Genomic DNA, 17,057 nt, shown 5'->3' on the forward strand with positions numbered 1-17,057 from the left:
TCCGCGCGCTGACCCCGGCCACTGATTTCCTCGTTCCTCTTTACCCCGTTCCTCGGCTTTCCCCGTTCCTCGGATTCTTCGGAGGGTGTGTTTCACGTGAAACCGATCGATCCGCGTCTGCTCCGGTACGCCCGCGCCACCCGGTTCTTCCTGGTCGCGGTGGTGGTCCTCGGTGTCGCCGGGGCGGGATTGGTCGTCGCCCAGGCGATGCTCATCGCCGAGATCGTGGTCGGGGCCTTCCAGAAGGGGCTGGCCCTCGGTGACTTGGGGACGCCGCTCGTGCTGCTCGCGGTGGTCGCGGCGGGGCGGGCGCTGATCGCCTGGCTGACGGAGCTCGCCGCACACCGGGCGAGCGCGGCGGTGAAGTCGGAGCTGCGGGGGCGGCTGCTCGAGCGGGCGGGTGCGCTGGGGCCCGGTTGGCTCGGAGGGCAGCGGACCGGTTCGTTGGTCTCGCTGGCGACGCGGGGTGTGGACGCCCTGGACGACTACTTCTCGCGCTATCTGCCGCAGTTGGGGCTCGCGGTGGTGGTTCCGGTGGCGGTGCTCGCGAGGATCGTCACCGAGGACTGGGTGTCCGCGGCGATCATCGTCGTGACGCTGCCGCTGATCCCGGTCTTCATGATCCTTATCGGTATGGCGACCCAGAACCGGATGGACCGTCAGTGGCGGCTCCTGTCCCGCCTTTCGGGGCACTTCCTGGACGTGGTGGCCGGCCTGCCCACCCTGAAGGTGTTCGGGCGCGCGAAGGCACAGGCCGAGTCGATCCGGCAGATCACCGGCGAGTACCGCCAGGCGACGATGCGCACGCTGCGCATCGCCTTCCTGTCGTCGTTCGCCCTTGAGCTGCTCGCGACGCTGTCGGTGGCGCTGGTCGCGGTGACGATCGGGATGCGGCTCGTCCACGGGGACATGGACCTCTACGTGGGTCTTGTCATCCTGATCCTGGCCCCCGAGGCGTACCTGCCGCTGCGGCAGGTGGGGGCGCAGTACCACGCGGCGGCGGAGGGGCTCTCCGCCGCCGAGGAGATCTTCGAGGTCCTGGAGGCTCCGGTGCGGGCCGCCGGGACGAAGGCGGTGCCGGACGGTGCGCTGAGCGTGGAGGGCGTGACGGTGCGGTATCCGGGGCGGTCCTCGGACGCGGTCTCCGGGGTGTCGTTCGCGGTGGAGCCCGGCGAGACCGTGGCGCTTGTCGGTCCAAGCGGTGTGGGCAAGTCGACCCTCCTTGACGTGATCCTCGGGTTCGTCGAGCCTGCCGAGGGACGGGTGTGCGTCGGGGGAGTCGATCTGGCGGAGGTCGCGCCGGAGCGGTGGCGGGAACGGATCGCGTGGGTGCCGCAGCGGCCGCACTTGTACGCCGGTTCCATCGCGGAGAACGTAAGGCTGGCCCGGCCGGATGCGGACGATGCTTCCGTGCGGGACGCGCTGGAGGCGGCGGGCGCCTGGGAGTTCGTCTCCGTGCTGCCCTCGGGGGCGGAGACCGTACTGGGCGAGGACGGGGCCGGCCTGTCCGCGGGGCAGCGGCAGCGGCTCGCTCTGGCGCGGGCGTTTCTTGCCGACCGGCCCGTGGTCCTCCTTGACGAGCCGACCGCGGCTCTGGACGGGGAGACCGAGGCGGGGGTCGTCGAGGCGGTCCGGCGGCTTGCTGTGGGGCGGACCGTGCTCCTTGTCGTGCACCGGCCCGCGTTGTTGGGGGTTGCGGATCGGGTGGTGCGTCTTGATGCCTCGGTCGAGGGCGGCGCTCGGCAGCCGCTGCTGAGCGGGGCAGCCCTCTCCGGGGCGGTCCTCTCCCAAGCGGCCGATGACTCGGCGGTACCGGGCAGCCGGACGGCGGGTGACGCGCTCCTGGGGCACCCGGAGGTGCCGGGCGATGCGGAGGTGCCCGCCCGGGAGGGTTCCGGGGTGCTGGCCCGGGTGCGGGGTGAGGCTCAGGCCCGGAAGGGCAAGCTCGCGCTCGCCCTCCTGCTCGGCGCACTCGCGATCGGCAGCTCCGTAGGTCTTATGGCCACCTCGGGGTGGCTGATCAGCCGGGCGTCCGAGCAGCCCCCGGTGATGTACCTGATGATCGCCGTGACGGCGACCCGCGCCTTCGGCATGGGCCGCGCCGTCTTCCGCTACGCGGAGCGCCTCGTCTCGCACGACGCCGTCCTGCGCATGCTGGCCGACACGCGCGTGGCGGTCTACCGGCGCCTGGAGCGCCTCGCCCCCGCCGGGCTCAGGAAGACCCGCCGCGGCGACCTCCTCTCCCGCCTGGTCGCCGACGTGGACGCCTTGCAGGACTACTGGCTTCGCTGGCTGCTCCCCGCGTCGGCCGCAGTGGCGGTGAGCGCCGGAGCCGTCGGCTTCACCGCCTGGCTGCTGCCCGAGGCGGGCGCGGTACTCGCCGTGGGCCTGCTCCTCGCCGGAGCGGGCGTACCGCTGCTCTCCGGAGCGGTCGCCCGCCGGGCGGAGCGGAAGCTCGCCCCCGCGCGCGGAGTGCTCGCCACCCGCGTGGCCGATCTGCTCACCGGCACCGCGGAGTTGACGGTCGCCGGTGCGCTGAACCGGCGTACGGCCAAGGCGAAGGAAGCCGATGCCGAGCTGACCCGGATCGCGTCCAGGACCGCCGCGGCCACCGCGCTCGGCGACGGGTTCGGCGCGCTCCTCTCCGGTCTCACCGTGGCCGCCGCCGCTCTTGTGGGCGTACAGGCCCTGCACGACGGCCGGCTCAGCGGCGTCGCGCTCGCCGTCGTCGTCCTGACCCCGCTCGCAGCCTTCGAGGCGGTCCTCGGCCTGCCGCTCGCCGTGCAGTACCGCCAGCGGGTCAGGAAGAGCGCCGAGCGCGTCTACGAGGTCCTCGACGCACCCGAACCCGTCCCCGAGCCCGCTGTCCCCGCACAGCGCCCCCAGACGCCTTTCCCGCTCCGTCTCGAAGGGCTGCACGCCCGGTACGAGGGACAGGACCGGGACGCGCTCGCGGGCGTCGGCCTGACACTGGAGCGCGGACGGCGCATCGCGGTGGTCGGGGCCTCGGGTTCCGGCAAGACGACGCTCGCCCAGGTGCTGCTGCGCTTCCTGGGGGCGAGCGAGGGAACGTACAGCTTGGGCGGTACGGACGCGGCCACGCTGGACGGCGACACCGTGCGCGAACTCGTCGGGCTCTGCGCGCAGGACGCGTACATCTTCGACAGCTCCGTACGAGAGAACCTGCTCATCGCGCAGAAGGGCGCCGGTGACGACGAACTGCGCGGCGCCCTGGAGCGGGCCCGGCTCGGGGAGTGGACCGACTCGCTCCCCGAAGGGCTCGACACCCTGGTCGGCGAGCACGGGGCCCGTCTCTCCGGGGGCCAGCGTCAGCGCATCGCCCTGGCCCGCGCGCTGCTCGCCGACTTCCCCGTCCTCGTCCTGGACGAGCCGGCCGAACACCTGGACCTGCCGACCGCCGACGCCCTCACCGACGATCTCCTCGCCGCCACCGAGGGCCGTACGACGCTCCTCATCACGCACCGGCTCGCCGGGCTCGACGCGGTGGACGAGGTGATCGTCCTGGACGCGGGGCAGGTGGTGCAGCGCGGTGCGTACGCGGACCTCGTGGCGGTGGACGGGCCGCTGCGGCGCATGTGGGAGCGGGAGCGGGCGGCGGATCTGCTGGTGACGGCCGCCGGATAGACCTGGCGCGGCGGGGGCCTGGTGCCGGGGCGAGCACCGGCCCCGACTTTCCTCGCCAAATAGGACTAACTACTCTCAAAGGCATGTCAGCCCCCTCGGCCTCCGCCGCCTCTCCGCAACCCGACGGCACACCGGGTACACCGGGCACCCCGGACGCGATCGAGGCGGCCAAGAAGGCGACCCGCGGCCTTCAGGGGCTCTCCCCCGAGCTGACCGCGCGCGTGCCGCAACTCCTCGAGGCGATGCGCTCCGTAGGCGCCGGGCTCGAACTGCACACCACGCTCGACCGCATCTGCGAGACGGCGGCCGAGCTCGCGGACGCCCACTACGCGGCGATCGGCGTCGTCTCCGAAGACGGCAAGGGGCTCTCCGACTTCGTCTACTTCGGCATCGGCGAGGAGACCGCCGACCGGATCGGACGCCTGCCCGACGGACACAAGGGACTGCTCGGGGCCCTGATCCACCAGCCGGAGACCCTGCGCCTCGCGGACCTGTCGGCCGACCCGCGCTCGTGCGGCTTCCCGGCCCATCACCCGCCGATGCGGACCTTCCTCGGCGTCCCCATCCGCGTCCAGGGCGAGATCTTCGGCAACCTCTATCTGACCGAGAAGCGGGGCGGCGCCGACTTCAACGAGTACGACGCGCACATGGTCCGCGTGCTCGCCACGGAGGCGGGCATCGCCATCGGCAACGCCCGCCTCTACGAGGCCGCCATGCAGCGAGAACGCTGGATCGACGGCTCCGTGGCGGTCACCACGGCACTGCTCTCGGGCAGTGACGCGGAGGAGGCGCTCGCCGTCGTCGCCGAACAGGCCCGCCATCTGGCCGACTCGGCCGCCGGGATCGTGCTCCTGCCCGACGCGGAGGGCGGCATGGAGATCGTCGCCGTCTCCTCGGACGAACCCTCCGGGGTGCTCGGCGTGATCGTCCCCCCGGAGAGCCGGATCATCGCCGACCTGCTCGCAGGGGACTCCGTGTTCCTCGACGACGCGGCCACTGATCCGCGCGTCATGACCCACCTCGCCCGCGACTACGGCCCCGTCATGATGCTGCCGCTGCAGAGCGACGGCCGCGTCATGGGGACGCTCGTCACGCCACGCGCGCGTGGCGCACGGCCGTTCAGCGAGACCGAGCGGACCCTCGCCACCCAGTTCGCCTCGCAGGCCGCGCTCGCGCTGATGATGGCCGAGGCGCAGCGCGACCGTGAACGGCTCGCGGTGTACGAGGACCGCGACCGGATCGCCCGGGACCTGCACGACCTCGTCATCCAGCGCCTGTTCGCCACCGGGATGATGCTGGAGAGCGCCCAGCGCAGGTCCGTCGTGCCCGAGGTGCAGACGGGTGTGGGCAAGGCCGTCGACGAGCTGGACGTGACGATCCAGGAGATCCGGACGGCGATCTTCGCCCTGCAGCAGGGCCCGGCCGAGGCTCCCTCCGGGCTGCGTACGCGTGTCATGCGCGAGATCAACATGGCCGCTGTGCCGCTCGGCTTCAAGCCCTCGCACCACTTCGTGGGACCCGTCGACACGGTGGTCGGCGAACTCACCGGCAAGAACCTCATCGCGGCGCTGCGCGAGGCGCTGTCCAACGCGTTCCGGCACGCGCGGGCCGACCATATCGATGTCGTCGTCGACTCGACGGTGAGCCTTCCCGACGAGCAGCAGGGCGTACGCCTGACGGTGTCGGACGACGGGGTCGGCATCGCGGAGGGCGGCAGGCGCAGCGGCCTGCGGAACCTCAAGAGGCGGGCGGAGTCGCTCGGCGGGGACAGTTGGTACGGGGCCGGCATCGGGGAGGACGGCAGCGGTACGACGGTGGTGTGGCAGGCGCCCTGTTAGCGGGGCTCGGCACTAGCGGGGCTAGGCACTAGCGGGCGCTCGGAGTTAGCGCGGCTCGGCATTCGTGGGGATCGGCAGGGCCCCTGTTCGGCCCTACGGGAGTGGGCTGTTCGGGGCACCCGTTGCCCCGGGTGTACGAGTCGGGCGGGACCCGGAGACGGCCTCCGGGCAACGATCCGTGAATGCGCTTGAGCCACCGCGGAACCCACCTCCCGCTCGTCGTCGTGTCGTTACTGCTGTGCGCGCTCCTGTGCCCCATGTACGCCGACGCCTCCGAAGGACCGGACACGAGCGCTGAAGTGGCCCGCCTCTACGAGGAGGCTTCCGCGGCGACCGTGCGCTACGAAGAGGGGCGGCGCGCCGCCAAGGTGCAACGCGCGAAGGTCCGGAAAGTGGGCCGGCTTCTTAAGAAGGAGCGGCACGCCGTCAATGTGCTGCACGGAGATCTCGGCCGGATGGCCAGTGCCCAGTACCGCAGTGGGGGCGGCCTTCCCCAGACCGCCCAACTCCTGCTCGCCGACAGCCCGGAAGAGCTCATGCGCGGTCAGCGGCTGATGTGGCAGGCGGACCTCGCCGTCACCAACGCCGTCACCAAGACCCAGCGGGCCGCCGCCAGGCTCGCGGACGCCAAACGCACGGCGGACCGCGCCGAACGCACCCTGGAACGGCGCAACGCGGGCCTCACGAAGCTCAAGCGCGGGATCGAGAGCAAGCTGGAGTCGGCGCAGTGGACCTTGCAGGGCGAGGCCGACCGGTCGGTCGCGGCCGGGCGGTGCAGGGGCGCCGTACGCCTGGATCAGCCGAAAACGGCCTCCACGCGCGCGTGGATGACGCCCGTGAAGACGTACGAACTGTCGGCGGGCTTCGACAGCGCCGGTTCGCACTGGTCGCACCGGCACACCGGGCAGGACTTCGCGGTCGGCATCGGGGCGCCGGTGCGGGCGGTCGGCGCGGGCCGGGTGGTGTCCGTGTCGTGCGGAGGCGGCTTCGGCATCGAGGTCGTGGTGTCGCACAAGGGCGGCTACTACACGCAGTACGCGCATCTGGCCGCCGTCACCGTCGACCAGGGGGATCGAGTGCGCCCCGGTGAGTGGCTCGGGCAGGCGGGCACGACCGGCAACTCGACGGGGCCGCACCTGCATTTCGAGGTGCGGCTCACGCCGTATCTGGGGTCCGGGGTGGATCCCGTCAAGTGGCTGGACGAGCGGGGAGTGCGGGTCTAGCGGTCTACGTCGCTCCGGCTGTCCTGCTGGTCGCTCAGGATCCGTTCGATGACGACCGCGACGCCGTCCTCGTTGTTGGCGACCGTGCGCCCCGACGCGGCGGCGAGCACGTCCGGGTGTGCGTTGCCCATCGCGTACGAGGTGCCCGCCCAGGTGAGCATCTCGATGTCGTTCGGCATGTCCCCGAAGGCGACGACCTCCTCGGGCATGATGCCGCGCTCGGCGCAGCACAGCTCCAGGGTGCTGGCCTTGGAGACGCCGGGACCGCTGATCTCGAGCAGGGCGCTCGGGCTCGAGCGGGTGATCTCCACCTGTCCGCGTACGGCCTCGCGGGCCACCACCAGGAAGTCGTCGGGCGCGAGCTCGGGGTGGAAGGCGAGGACCTTCAGGATGGGCTGGGTCGCGTTGTCGGAGTCCTCGGCGAGGAGCTTCTCCGCGGGGGCTACGCTCTCGCCGGGCTCCAGGTGCAGCGGAGGGTACGTCGGTTCGTGGTGCAGTCCGCCGGTCCGCTCGACCGCGAAGGACGTGCCGGGGGCCGCCGCGCGCAGCAGGCCGACGACGTCGAGGGCGTCCTGGCGCCGCAGCTCACGCACCTTCACGAAGCGGTGGCCGCCCGAACCGTCGTGCAGGTCGACCACGGCGGCGCCGTTGCCGCAGATGGCGAGGCCGTGGCCGTGTACGTGGGCGCTGACGACGTCCATCCAGCGGGCCGGGCGGCCGGTCACGAAGAAGACTTCGATCCCGGCCCGCTCGGCGGCGTCGAGTGCGGCGACGGTGCGGTCGGACACGGACTTGTCGTCACGCAGCAGGGTGCCGTCCAGGTCCGTGGCGATCAGCCGGGCCTTGGGCCGGTGGGGGACGGAGGCGGCCGGGGTCCTGGGCCGTGGGGTAGCTGAGGTCACGCCACCGATTGTCCCGCACATACGTGCACGGGCGTGCGCTGGGGCGCACATCTGAGTGCCTTTACGCCCCTGCTGTGCCGCTGCCCAGCTGGACCAGAGCCTCCGTGGCGATCCGCTCGAAGATCTTCTCGTCGGCCGCGAAATCCGTTCCCGGAAGCGGCCAGTGCAGAACGATCTCGTTGAAGCCCAGCTCAGCGTGGTTGCCGGCGAAGTCCACGAAGGCGTCGAAGGAGTCCATGGGGCGGCCCGGGGTGAATCCGGTGAGCAGGATCTTGTCGAGTTCGGCGGCGTCGCGGCCGATCGCGTCACAGGCTGCGGCGAGCCTGTCCGCCTGTCCGCGGATGGCTTGAAGTGACTGCTCCGGGGTGCCGTTCTCGAAGAGCTTCGGGTCGCCCGTGGTCACCCACGCCTGCCCGTGACGCGCCGCGAGCTTGAGGCCGCGCGGTCCGATGGCGGCCACCGCGAAGGGCAACCGGGGGCGCTGTACACAGCCCGGGATGTTCCGCACCTCGGATGCCGAGTAGTACTCGCCCTCGTGTGAAACGACATCTTCGGTAAGAAGACGGTCGAGAAGGGGGAGGAACTCGCCGAAGTGGTCGGCCCGCTGGCGCGGTGTCCAGGGCTCCTCGCCGGACTTGAGCAGCGCGGTGGCGTCGAAGCCGTTGCCGCCCGCGCCGATGCCGAGGGTGATCCGGCCGTCGGACACGTCGTCAAGGGTGATCAGGTCCTTGGCGAGGGTGACCGGGTGCCGGAAGTTCGGGGAGGTGACCAGGGTGCCCAGGCGCAGCCGGTCGGTGGCTGCCGCGGCGGCGGTCAGGGTGGGCACAGCGCCGAACCAGGGCCCGTCGCGGAAGGTCCGCCAGGAGAGGTGGTCATAGGTGTACGCGGTGTGGAAGCCGAGCTCCTCAGCTCGCTGCCAACGCTCCTTGCCGCCCTCGTGCCAGCGGCGAACGGGCAGGATCACGGTGCTCAGACGCAAACTCATGTATCAGAGCGTATGCCCCGCGGCCCTGCTCGGCTTTCACTGAAATCTGCTGCTCAGCCGGGGCGTGAGGGCGACGGTCAGTGCTTGTCCGGGAAGCGGAGATAGCCAGGGGGCACGGCGGCGGTGAGCCAGACGCCATTGGCGCTGACCTGGAACTCATGCCCGTCGCGGTGCATCGCGCCCGCGTCGACGGAGAGCACGACGGGCCGCCCGCGGCGGGCGCCGACGCGGGTGGCAGTCTCGCGGTCGGGCGAGAGATGCACGGCATGACGGTTCATGGGCCGCAGGCCTTCGGCGCGGATCGCGGCCGTATTACGGGCCACCGTGCCGTGGAAGAGATACGCGGGCGGGGTCGCCGGAGGCAGATTGAGGTCGATGTCGACGGAGTGGCCCTGACTGGCGCGGATCCGACTCTCTTCCACGGCGAAACGCTGTTTGTCGTTCACGGCCACCACATGCTCGAGCTCGGCACGGGTGAAGCGGAAACCGTGTGCCGTCGCGGCGGCGATGAGGGCATCGATCTCCACCCACCCGCTCTCGTCGAGAGCGAGCCCGATTCTCTCGGGCTGGTGGCGCAGGTGCCTGGAGAGGTATTTCGACACCTTCACGGTGCGCCGCTCGTCGGCCACCTCATCGGTGACCTCATCGGAGGGGGGTTCTCCATTCATCCATTCAGCCTCGCTGCGAACCGTTCTCCCCGCACTTGATTTTCGTCCACCGACTTTTCATCCGTCACTTTTCGTCCACAGGTTTGATCCACAGCCAAGTCCAGTTATCCACAGGGGATTTGGCGATTCTGTGGACAACGCCCGGCCTATTTAGGTCTTTTGGTCAATAGATCCATTATTGGCATGACTTGCAGCAAGTGCGTCCAATGTCCTGGCCTGTACTTCCCGTTCGGTGGCCGCAGCGATGAACGCATCCGCGTTCTGCCGCCCAACGAGGCTCTCCACGGCCTGCATTGTCGCGGCGGGCAGTGCCACTGGGAACGGCTCATCGGTCCGTCGGGCCGGTTGTCCCGACGCGAGGTGGTGCTGGAGGTGCCGGGTGGCGAACAGACGCATGGCCCGGGCAAGTTCGGCGTCGACAGACTGCTGGGCGAGCGGCCTCAGGCGCCGTACGAGAGCGGCCGCCTCCGCCGCGTCCGACTCGCTCGGCGGGTGATGCCCGAGATAGCGGGCGAACACATGCTCCGTCGTGAACTCCAGGAAGCGAGAGGCTATGTGCTCCACCTGTCCCCTCAACTCCCTTAGATGGCCCGAGATCGCGGAGAGCGGAACACCGGCGGCATGCAACTCCGCCGCCACCGCCAGCTCCTGAGGGCTCGGCACCAGGAACTCGTCGTCCCGGCCCGGCATGGGCTCAAGGATGCCGAGCGCGATTGCGTCGGCCACCGCCGCGTCGTCCGGATCGCCGCCGAACGCCGCGTCCAGCTCCGCCCGGGTCATCCGGTCGGCCTTCTCATCCGTCCACGGCCCGTCGACCTCGGCGGCGAGACCCAGGACGCCGCCGAGCCCCCGGCCCGTGTCCCAGGCCTCGAGCAGCTCCTTTATGGAGGCCAGGGTGTAGCCCCGGTCGAGCAGATCGGCGATCTGCCTCAACCGGGCCAGATGCGCGTCGCCGTACACATTCGCCCGGCCGCGCCGCTCGGGCCGGGGGAGCAGGCCGCGGTCCTGGTAGGCGCGGATCGTACGGACCGTGGCGCCGCTGTGGTGCGCAAGATCCTCGATGCGGTACTCCACCGGCCTGTGCTCGGGGCCGTGGTGACCCACCGGCCCCAGCCCCGCGCCCGACTGCTCGTCCACGCTCCCGCCTCCGTAGAACCTCGTGCTAGGCGATGGCCGCTCGGCCGACCGCAGCGGCCGCGGCCCGTGCCGCGGGTGACTCCGCCAGATATTCGACGGCCTTGCGCAGCGAGCCTTCCTGCGAGGGATGGTACGACCGCCGCAGATAACGGGGTATGGCCGTACCGAGCTCCCGCCACGTGGGCAGCAAACCCTTCCTGACCGCCTTGTTGTGCTCGGCCAGGGAGTAGCGAAGGCGCCCAGCGAGCTGCGGATCCCGGCGCATCAGATAGGCGGTGCCCCAGATCCACAGGTACAGCATCACGGGGGCCGTGACCGTCATGCCCGCGATGCGACGGGCATGGCGGGGCAGGCCGTCGCCGCCGCAGTGCTGGTACATGTCGAAGGCGACGGAGCGGTGTTCGACCTCTTCCGCGCCGTGCCAGCGCAGCAGGTCGAGCATGACCGCGTCGGCGTCCGCGTGGTCCAGGCCCTCGGCGTGCAGCACCCAGTTCCCCAGGACCGCCGTGAACTGCTCGATCGCCGCGACGACCGCGAGACGGAAGCGCAGCCACTCCTGCGTCGGTATCGGCGCCCCCAACGGCGGCTCCTCACCGAGGAGTTTCTCGAAGAGGAAGTCGACGTACTTCGTGAACGCGGCGGTGTCGAGCCGCTGCGCCGCCAAGTGGTCGAGCACATGCGCGTGCTGCACGCTGTGCGTGGCTTCCTGGCCCATGAACCCTTTGACGTCCTTGAGCAGCACCGGGTCGGTGACCAGGGGCAGGCCTTCCTTGAAGACCTTCACGAACCACCGCTCCCCCGCCGGGAGAAGCAGATGCAGCACGTTGATGACGTGGGTTGCGGTGGGCTCGTCCGGGATCCAGTGCAGCGGGGTCCGTTCCCAGTCGAACGAGACCCGGCGCGGAACGATCGTGTAGTGCTCCTCGGCGTTCGTCTCGGTGCTTCTCTCCGCGCTCACAGCGGCGGCTCCAATCGGGCGATCGCACGCAGGGCCTTGGGCGTGAAGCGGGACATGAGGTGGGCGCCACGGGCCTCCGGCGTCACCGGGACGACGGCCTGGTTCTTGACGACCGCGCGCAGGATCGCGTCGGCGACCTTCTCCGGCGGGTAGTTCCGCAGGCCGTACAGGCGCGAGGTCTTCTTCTGCCGGCGCTTCTCCTCCTCGGCGTCGACGCCGGCGAAGTGCGTGGTCGCCGTGATGTTCGTGTTCACGAAGCCCGGGCATATCGCGGAGACCCCGATGCCCTGGCCCGCGAGCTCCGCGCGCAGGCACTCGCTGAGCATCAGGACCGCCGCCTTGGAGGTGCTGTAGGCGGGCAGAGCCTTCGACGGCTGATACGCCGCCGCCGACGCGGTGTTGACGATGTGACCGCCCTGGCCGCGCTCGGCCATCTGTTTGCCGAAGAGCCGGCAGCCGTGGATCACGCCCCACAGATTGACGTCGAGGACCTTCTTCCAGTCCTCGGTGCTCGTGTCGAGGAAGGAGCCGGAGAGGCCTATCCCCGCGTTGTTCACCAGGACGTCCACGATGCCGTACTCCCTGGCGACCTTCTCGGCGAGCTTCTCCATGGCCTGCTCGTCGGTGACGTCGACCGTCTCGCCCCAGGCCTCGGGGGCGCCGACCAGGCGGGACATCTCCGCCGTGCGCGCCGCGCTCTCCGCGTCCCGGTCGACGGCCACGACGCGTGCGCCCGCCTCGGCGAACGCGAAGGCGGTGGCCCGGCCGATGCCGCTGCCCGCCCCCGTGACCAGGACCAGCTGGCCGCCGAAGCGATCCGCGTGCTTGCCCGTGGCCACACTGTTCTTCGCGGGCACACCGTCCTCGTTCGAGGTGACGAAGTCGGTGATCCATGCGGCCAGTTGGTCCGGCCGGGTGCGGGGCACCCAGTGCTTGGCGGGGATGCTGCGGCGTACCAGTTCCGGAGCCCACAGTTCCAGCTCGTCATAGAGGCGTTCCGACAGGAAGATGTCGCCGGACGGCGTGATGAGCTGCACGGGCGCGTGCGCGAAGGCGTCGGCGCGGGGCCTGCGCATGCGCGCGCGGACGTTGTCGCGGTAGAGCCAGGCTCCGTGCGCGGCGTCCGACGGCAGCGACGATGTCGGGTAGTCGCCCGCCGGCACCTTCTCCATGCGCTGGAGGATCTTCGGCCACTGCTTGCCGAGCGGTCCGCGCCAGGCGAGCTCGGGGAGCACCGGCGTGTGCAGCATGTACACGTACCAGGACTTGACGCCCTGGCCCAGGAGCTGGCCGACCTTGCGCGGGGTGGGCCGGGTCATCCGCTTCTTGATCCAGTGCCCGAAGTGGTCGAGCGAGGGCCCCGACATCGAGGTGAAGGACGCGATGCGCCCCTCGGTGCGTTTGACCGTGACGAACTCCCAGGCCTGCACCGAGCCCCAGTCGTGGCCGACCAGATGCACCGGCTTGTCCGGGCTCACCGCGTCGGCGACGGCCACGAAGTCATCCGTCAGCTTCTCCAGCGTGAAGCCGCCGCGCAGCGGCTGCGGAGCCGTCGACCTGCCGTGGCCGCGCACGTCGTAGAGCACGACATGGAAGCGGTCGGCGAGGCGCTCGGCGACGTCCGACCAGACCTCTTTGGAGTCCGGATAGCCGTGTACGAGCAGCACCGTGGGCTGCGCCGGGTCGCCGAGCTCGGCGACGCACAGCTCCACTCCGCCCGTGCGCACCCAGCGCTCGCGGGCGTCCTTGATTCCCTTGGTGATTCCTTCCGCGGTCATGCGGCGGCCCTCTCCTCAGCCCAGCGCCGCACATGCGGCAGATCGTCATCCAGCCAGAACGCGCTCTGCTCGGGGTCCTTGGAGTCGGTGACGACCAGGATCTCCTCGAACTTCGCGCCCGTACCTCTGAATCCGAGGTGCGGTTCGACCGCCCACAGCCCCGGCTGGGGCGGGTGGTCGGAGAATTTGTACGGTGACCACAGCGGGGACCAGCCGTCCCGGTGGCCATGGATCGCGTCGCTCGCCAGGCCCTTCAGGGACTGGGTGCCGAAGCCGAATACATGCGGTGACCTGCGGCGTTCCTTGACCCGGTCGATCTTGTGCGCGATGACTCCGAAGGGATACGCGCGATGGCGGTTGGCGTATCCCTGGCGGACCATGAGCCGGTCCACGTCCTCATAGATCTCGCGCAGCGTGCGGCGCTCACGCACCTCGCGCAGGAGCAGCTCGCGGTGTGCCTCCAGGTCGGAGAGGAGCTTGTCGTGCAGGGGATTGAGGCCGAGACAGCCTGAGTAGCCGATGTCCGCCGTGTATCCCTTGTGGACCGGGGCCATGTCGAGGATGAACGGCATCCCCGGCTCGAGGCGGCGGTTGGTGGGGAAGAACTGCAGCGGTATCCGGAAATTCGCGAACGCCGTGCGGTCCCCGAACCAGGCGAAAGGCAGGTGGAACCAGTCCCGCACACCCCGCTCACGCAGCCACTCACGCTGCATCCGCGCCGCCTCGCGCTCGGTCACACCCGGCTTGAGCTGCGCTGCGACCGCCTCCGCGCACTCATACGCGAGGGTCTGCACTTCCCTGAACCCCCGCAGGTCCGCGGAGAGTTCGCCTGCCACTGCTGAGGTCATGCCACCGTCCGTCCGTGTCCGGTCCATCGCAGTACGCGCTCGTAACTTGACACTGATGAATGTGACAATGCTCAGCGGCTACGTCAATAGCTGTGCACGGGCCGGACCCGACTCCGGGGGAAGCCGAGGGTTGTCCCCCAGGGGGCGACCTCAGGACGACCCTTACGGGCCCGTAATACCCGAGAGTGATGCGAGGACAGCACCCTGGTCTGACGCCTGATGTGGCCTGCGCCACTACCTTCGAAATGTGACTGTGATCGCGACCGAAAGCCTGAGCAAGCGGTTCCCGAGGGTGACCGCGCTTGACCGGCTCTCCATGGATATCGGGCCCGGTGTGACCGGACTCGTCGGAGCCAATGGAGCCGGCAAGTCCACACTGATCAAGATCCTGCTGGGTCTGTCCCCCGCCACGGAGGGCACCGCCGCTGTGCTCGGCCTCGACGTCGCCACCAGTGGCGGCCAGATCCGTGAGCGCGTCGGCTACATGCCCGAGCACGACTGTCTGCCGCCCGATGTGTCGGCCACCGAGTTCGTCGTCCACATGGCGCGCATGTCGGGCCTGCCGCCCACGGCGGCCCGTGAACGCACCGCGGACACGCTGCGGCACGTCGGTCTCTACGAAGAGCGCTACCGCCCCATCGGGGGCTACTCGACCGGTATGAAGCAGCGCGTCAAGCTCGCGCAGGCCCTCGTCCACGACCCCGACCTGGTCTTCCTGGACGAACCGACCAACGGCCTCGACCCCGTGGGCCGCGACGAGATGCTGGGCCTCATCCGCCGCGTCCACACGGACTTCGGCATCTCCGTCCTGGTCACCTCGCACCTGCTCGGCGAGCTGGAGCGCACCTGCGACCACGTCGTCGTCATCGACGGCGGCAAGCTCCTGCGGTCAAGCTCCACCACCGACTTCACCCAGATCACCACGACGCTGGCCATCGAGGTGACGGACAGCGACGAACACCCCGACGGCACCAAGGCGTTCCGTGAGGCGCTGCAGGAGCGAGGGGTCTCCACCCACGAGGGCAGCGGCCTGCCGGGTGCCGGGCACACCGTGCTGCTCGAAGCGGACGGCGAAGAGACGTACGACCTCGTCCGCGACCTCGTCGCGGACCTCGGCCTCGGCCTGGTCCGGATGGAACAGCGAAGGCACCACATCGCAGAGGTCTTCCAGTCCGAGCAGTCAGACCAGTCCGAGCGGACAGAACAGACCGAACAGACCGGGAAGACGGAAGCGCGGAAGGAGGCGGTCCGTCATGGCGGTTGAGCAGCCCCCGGCACACGCCGGCGAACAGACCCAGATCCACAACATCGGCTATCGCAACTACGACGGCCCGCGCCTGGGCCGCGCCTACGCCCGCCGCTCGCTCTTCTCCCAGAGCCTGCGCGGGGCGTACGGACTCGGCCGCTCGGCCAAGTCCAAGGTCCTGCCCATGATCCTCTTCGCGGTGATGTGTGTTCCCGCCGCGATCATGGTGGCGGTCGCCGTGACCACCAAGGCGAACGACCTCCCCCTCGACTACACCCGATACGCGATCGTGCTGCAGGCCGTCATCAGTCTCTATCTCGCCGCCCAGGCCCCCCAGACGGTCTCCCGCGACCTGCGCTTCAAGACCGTCCCCCTCTACTTCTCGCGCCCCATCGAGCACAGCGACTACGTACGTGCCAAGTTCGCGGCGATGGCCTCGGCCCTCTTCGTCCTCACGGCCGCACCGCTGCTCGTCCTCTACGTAGGGGCGCTGCTCGCCAAGCTCGACTTCGCGGACCAGACGAAGGGCTTCGGCCAGGGGCTCGTATCCGTGGCGCTGCTCTCGCTCCTCTTCTCCGGCATCGCCCTCATCGTCTCGGCGATCACACCCCGCCGCGGCTTCGGGATCGCCGCCGTCATCGCCGTTCTGACCATCAGCTACGGAGCGGTGTCCACGGTCCAGGCCATCGCCTACGACCAGGGCAGCACCGAGGTCATCGCCTGGCTCGGCCTCTTCTCGCCGATCACGCTCATCGACGGCGTACAGACCGCCTTCCTCGGCGCGACGTCCGCCTTCCCCGGAGGGGAAGGCCCCTCGTCCGGCACGGGCGTGGTCTACGTGATCGTCGTCCTCGCCCTCATCGCGGGCTGCTACGGCGCGCTGATGCGCCGCTACCGAAAGGTCGGGCTGTGACCACCATCAACATCGACCACACATCGCGCTGGTTCGGCAACGTGGTGGCGGTCAACGACATCACGATGAACGTCGGCCCCGGTGTCACCGGCCTCCTCGGCCCGAACGGCGCGGGCAAGTCCACCCTCATCAACATGATGGGCGGCTTCCTCGCCCCCTCCACCGGGAGCGTCACCCTCGACGCCAAGCCGATCTGGCGCAACGAGAAGATCTACAAGGACATCGGCATCGTCCCCGAGCGCGAGGCGATGTACGACTTCCTCACCGGACGCGAATTCGTCGTCGCCAACGCCGAGTTGCACGGCCTGGACGAGCGGGCCGCCCACAAGGCACTCGCCACGGTCGAGATGGAGTACGCGCAGGACCGCAAGATCTCGACGTACAGCAAGGGCATGCGCCAGCGCGTGAAGATGGCCTCCGCCCTCGTCCACGAACCGTCCGTGCTCCTGCTCGACGAGCCGTTCAACGGCATGGACCCACGCCAGCGCATGCAGCTGATGGACCTGCTTCGGCGCATGGGGGACGAGGGCCGCACGGTCCTTTTCTCCTCGCACATCCTCGAAGAGGTCGAGCAACTGGCCTCGCACATCGAGGTGATCGTGGCAGGACGGCACGCGGCGAGCGGTGACTTCCGCAAGATCCGCCGCCTGATGACCGACCGCCCCCACCGCTACCTGGTGCGGTCCAGCGACGACCGCGCCCTGGCCGCCGCCCTGATCGCAGACCCGTCGACGGCAGGAATCGAAGTCGACCTCAAGGAAGGCGCCCTGCGCATCCAAGCCATCGACTTCGGGCGCTTCACCGCCCTGTTGCCACGCATCGCCCGCGATCACGACATCCGGCTCCTCACGGTCTCGCCATCGGACGAGTCCCTCGAGTCGGTCTTCTCCTATCTCGTCGCGGCCTGAAGGGAGCC

13 protein-coding genes are annotated in these 17,057 nt (G+C 70.0%); 6 read left to right on the forward strand and 7 right to left on the reverse strand.

The window, feature by feature from the left end; translation table 11 throughout:
• The first annotated feature begins 96 nt into the window (after window positions 1-96).
• From cydD to ACWFRJ_RS35260, 3 genes are all read left to right on the forward strand, one after another.
• Window positions 97-3,645: a thiol reductant ABC exporter subunit CydD gene (gene cydD / locus ACWFRJ_RS35250; protein ID WP_453540448.1), complete on the forward strand. Its 3,549-nt coding sequence runs from the start codon at window positions 97-99 to the stop codon at window positions 3,643-3,645.
• A gap of 83 nt (window positions 3,646-3,728) precedes the next feature.
• Window positions 3,729-5,483, forward strand: a complete 1,755-nt coding sequence (locus tag ACWFRJ_RS35255) for a GAF domain-containing sensor histidine kinase (RefSeq protein WP_453540451.1) — start codon at window positions 3,729-3,731, stop codon at window positions 5,481-5,483.
• 182 nt (window positions 5,484-5,665) lie between these two features.
• On the forward strand, window positions 5,666-6,706 hold the full coding sequence (locus ACWFRJ_RS35260; protein ID WP_453540454.1) for a peptidoglycan DD-metalloendopeptidase family protein: 1,041 nt from the start codon (window positions 5,666-5,668) through the stop codon (window positions 6,704-6,706).
• Here the strand turns inward: ACWFRJ_RS35260 and ACWFRJ_RS35265 are convergent.
• The 7 genes from ACWFRJ_RS35265 to ACWFRJ_RS35295 all read right to left on the reverse strand — a co-directional run bounded on the left by ACWFRJ_RS35265 (window position 6,703) and on the right by ACWFRJ_RS35295 (window position 13,982).
• Window positions 6,703-7,608, reverse strand: coding sequence for a Cof-type HAD-IIB family hydrolase (locus tag ACWFRJ_RS35265; protein ID WP_453540457.1), 906 nt, complete (start codon window positions 7,606-7,608; stop codon window positions 6,703-6,705). The two genes, ACWFRJ_RS35260 and ACWFRJ_RS35265, sit on opposite strands and share 4 nt — an antisense overlap.
• Before the next feature lie 61 nt (window positions 7,609-7,669).
• Entirely contained in the window at window positions 7,670-8,593 is a 924-nt protein-coding gene (locus tag ACWFRJ_RS35270) for an LLM class flavin-dependent oxidoreductase (protein WP_453540460.1), read from the reverse strand.
• A gap of 77 nt (window positions 8,594-8,670) precedes the next feature.
• Window positions 8,671-9,261, reverse strand: coding sequence for an RNA 2'-phosphotransferase (locus tag ACWFRJ_RS35275; protein ID WP_453540463.1), 591 nt, complete (start codon window positions 9,259-9,261; stop codon window positions 8,671-8,673).
• Window positions 9,262-9,411: 150 nt separating this feature from the next.
• The gene (locus ACWFRJ_RS35280) at window positions 9,412-10,365 is read right to left on the reverse strand and encodes a MerR family transcriptional regulator (RefSeq protein ID WP_453540901.1); all 954 of its coding nucleotides are present in this window, start codon (window positions 10,363-10,365) and stop codon (window positions 9,412-9,414) included.
• A gap of 58 nt (window positions 10,366-10,423) precedes the next feature.
• Entirely contained in the window at window positions 10,424-11,356 is a 933-nt protein-coding gene (locus tag ACWFRJ_RS35285; protein ID WP_453540466.1) for a metal-dependent hydrolase, read from the reverse strand.
• A complete protein-coding gene (locus ACWFRJ_RS35290) occupies window positions 11,353-13,134 on the reverse strand; it encodes an SDR family oxidoreductase (protein WP_453540469.1) in 1,782 nt (593 codons plus the stop codon). The genes ACWFRJ_RS35285 and ACWFRJ_RS35290 overlap by 4 nt, the downstream gene beginning before the upstream one ends.
• Window positions 13,131-13,982: a M24 family metallopeptidase gene (locus ACWFRJ_RS35295; RefSeq protein WP_453540472.1), complete on the reverse strand. Its 852-nt coding sequence runs from the start codon at window positions 13,980-13,982 to the stop codon at window positions 13,131-13,133. Before ACWFRJ_RS35295 ends, ACWFRJ_RS35290 begins: the two co-directional genes overlap by 4 nt.
• A 253-nt stretch (window positions 13,983-14,235) precedes the next feature.
• Between ACWFRJ_RS35295 and ACWFRJ_RS35300 the strand changes: the two genes are divergently transcribed.
• From ACWFRJ_RS35300 to ACWFRJ_RS35310, 3 genes are read left to right on the forward strand one after another with little or no spacing between them, the layout of a single operon-like run.
• Entirely contained in the window at window positions 14,236-15,246 is a 1,011-nt protein-coding gene (locus ACWFRJ_RS35300) for an ABC transporter ATP-binding protein (protein ID WP_453540904.1), read from the forward strand.
• Window positions 15,236-16,141, forward strand: a complete 906-nt coding sequence (locus tag ACWFRJ_RS35305) for an ABC transporter permease (protein WP_453540475.1) — start codon at window positions 15,236-15,238, stop codon at window positions 16,139-16,141. Before ACWFRJ_RS35300 ends, ACWFRJ_RS35305 begins: the two co-directional genes overlap by 11 nt.
• Window positions 16,138-17,049 carry an ABC transporter ATP-binding protein gene (locus ACWFRJ_RS35310; RefSeq protein WP_453540478.1) on the forward strand — a complete coding sequence of 304 codons (912 nt, stop codon included), beginning with the start codon at window positions 16,138-16,140 and terminating at the stop codon, window positions 17,047-17,049. The genes ACWFRJ_RS35305 and ACWFRJ_RS35310 overlap by 4 nt, the downstream gene beginning before the upstream one ends.
• Window positions 17,050-17,057: the final 8 nt, after the last annotated feature.

This window comes from Streptomyces sp. NPDC055239, from assembly GCF_053606205.1.

Coding starts and splice junctions, on each gene's coding strand:
- ACWFRJ_RS35270 (WP_453540460.1), bottom strand. CDS start 8,593: ATGAGTTTGCGTCTGAGCACCGTGATCCTGCCCGTTCGCCGCTGGCAC.
- ACWFRJ_RS35305 (WP_453540475.1), top strand. CDS start 15,236: ATGGCGGTTGAGCAGCCCCCGGCACACGCCGGCGAACAGACCCAGATC.
- ACWFRJ_RS35255 (WP_453540451.1), top strand. CDS start 3,729: ATGTCAGCCCCCTCGGCCTCCGCCGCCTCTCCGCAACCCGACGGCACA.
- ACWFRJ_RS35275 (WP_453540463.1), bottom strand. CDS start 9,261: ATGAATGGAGAACCCCCCTCCGATGAGGTCACCGATGAGGTGGCCGAC.
- ACWFRJ_RS35290 (WP_453540469.1), bottom strand. CDS start 13,134: ATGACCGCGGAAGGAATCACCAAGGGAATCAAGGACGCCCGCGAGCGC.
- ACWFRJ_RS35260 (WP_453540454.1), top strand. CDS start 5,666: ATGCGCTTGAGCCACCGCGGAACCCACCTCCCGCTCGTCGTCGTGTCG.
- ACWFRJ_RS35295 (WP_453540472.1), bottom strand. CDS start 13,982: ATGACCTCAGCAGTGGCAGGCGAACTCTCCGCGGACCTGCGGGGGTTC.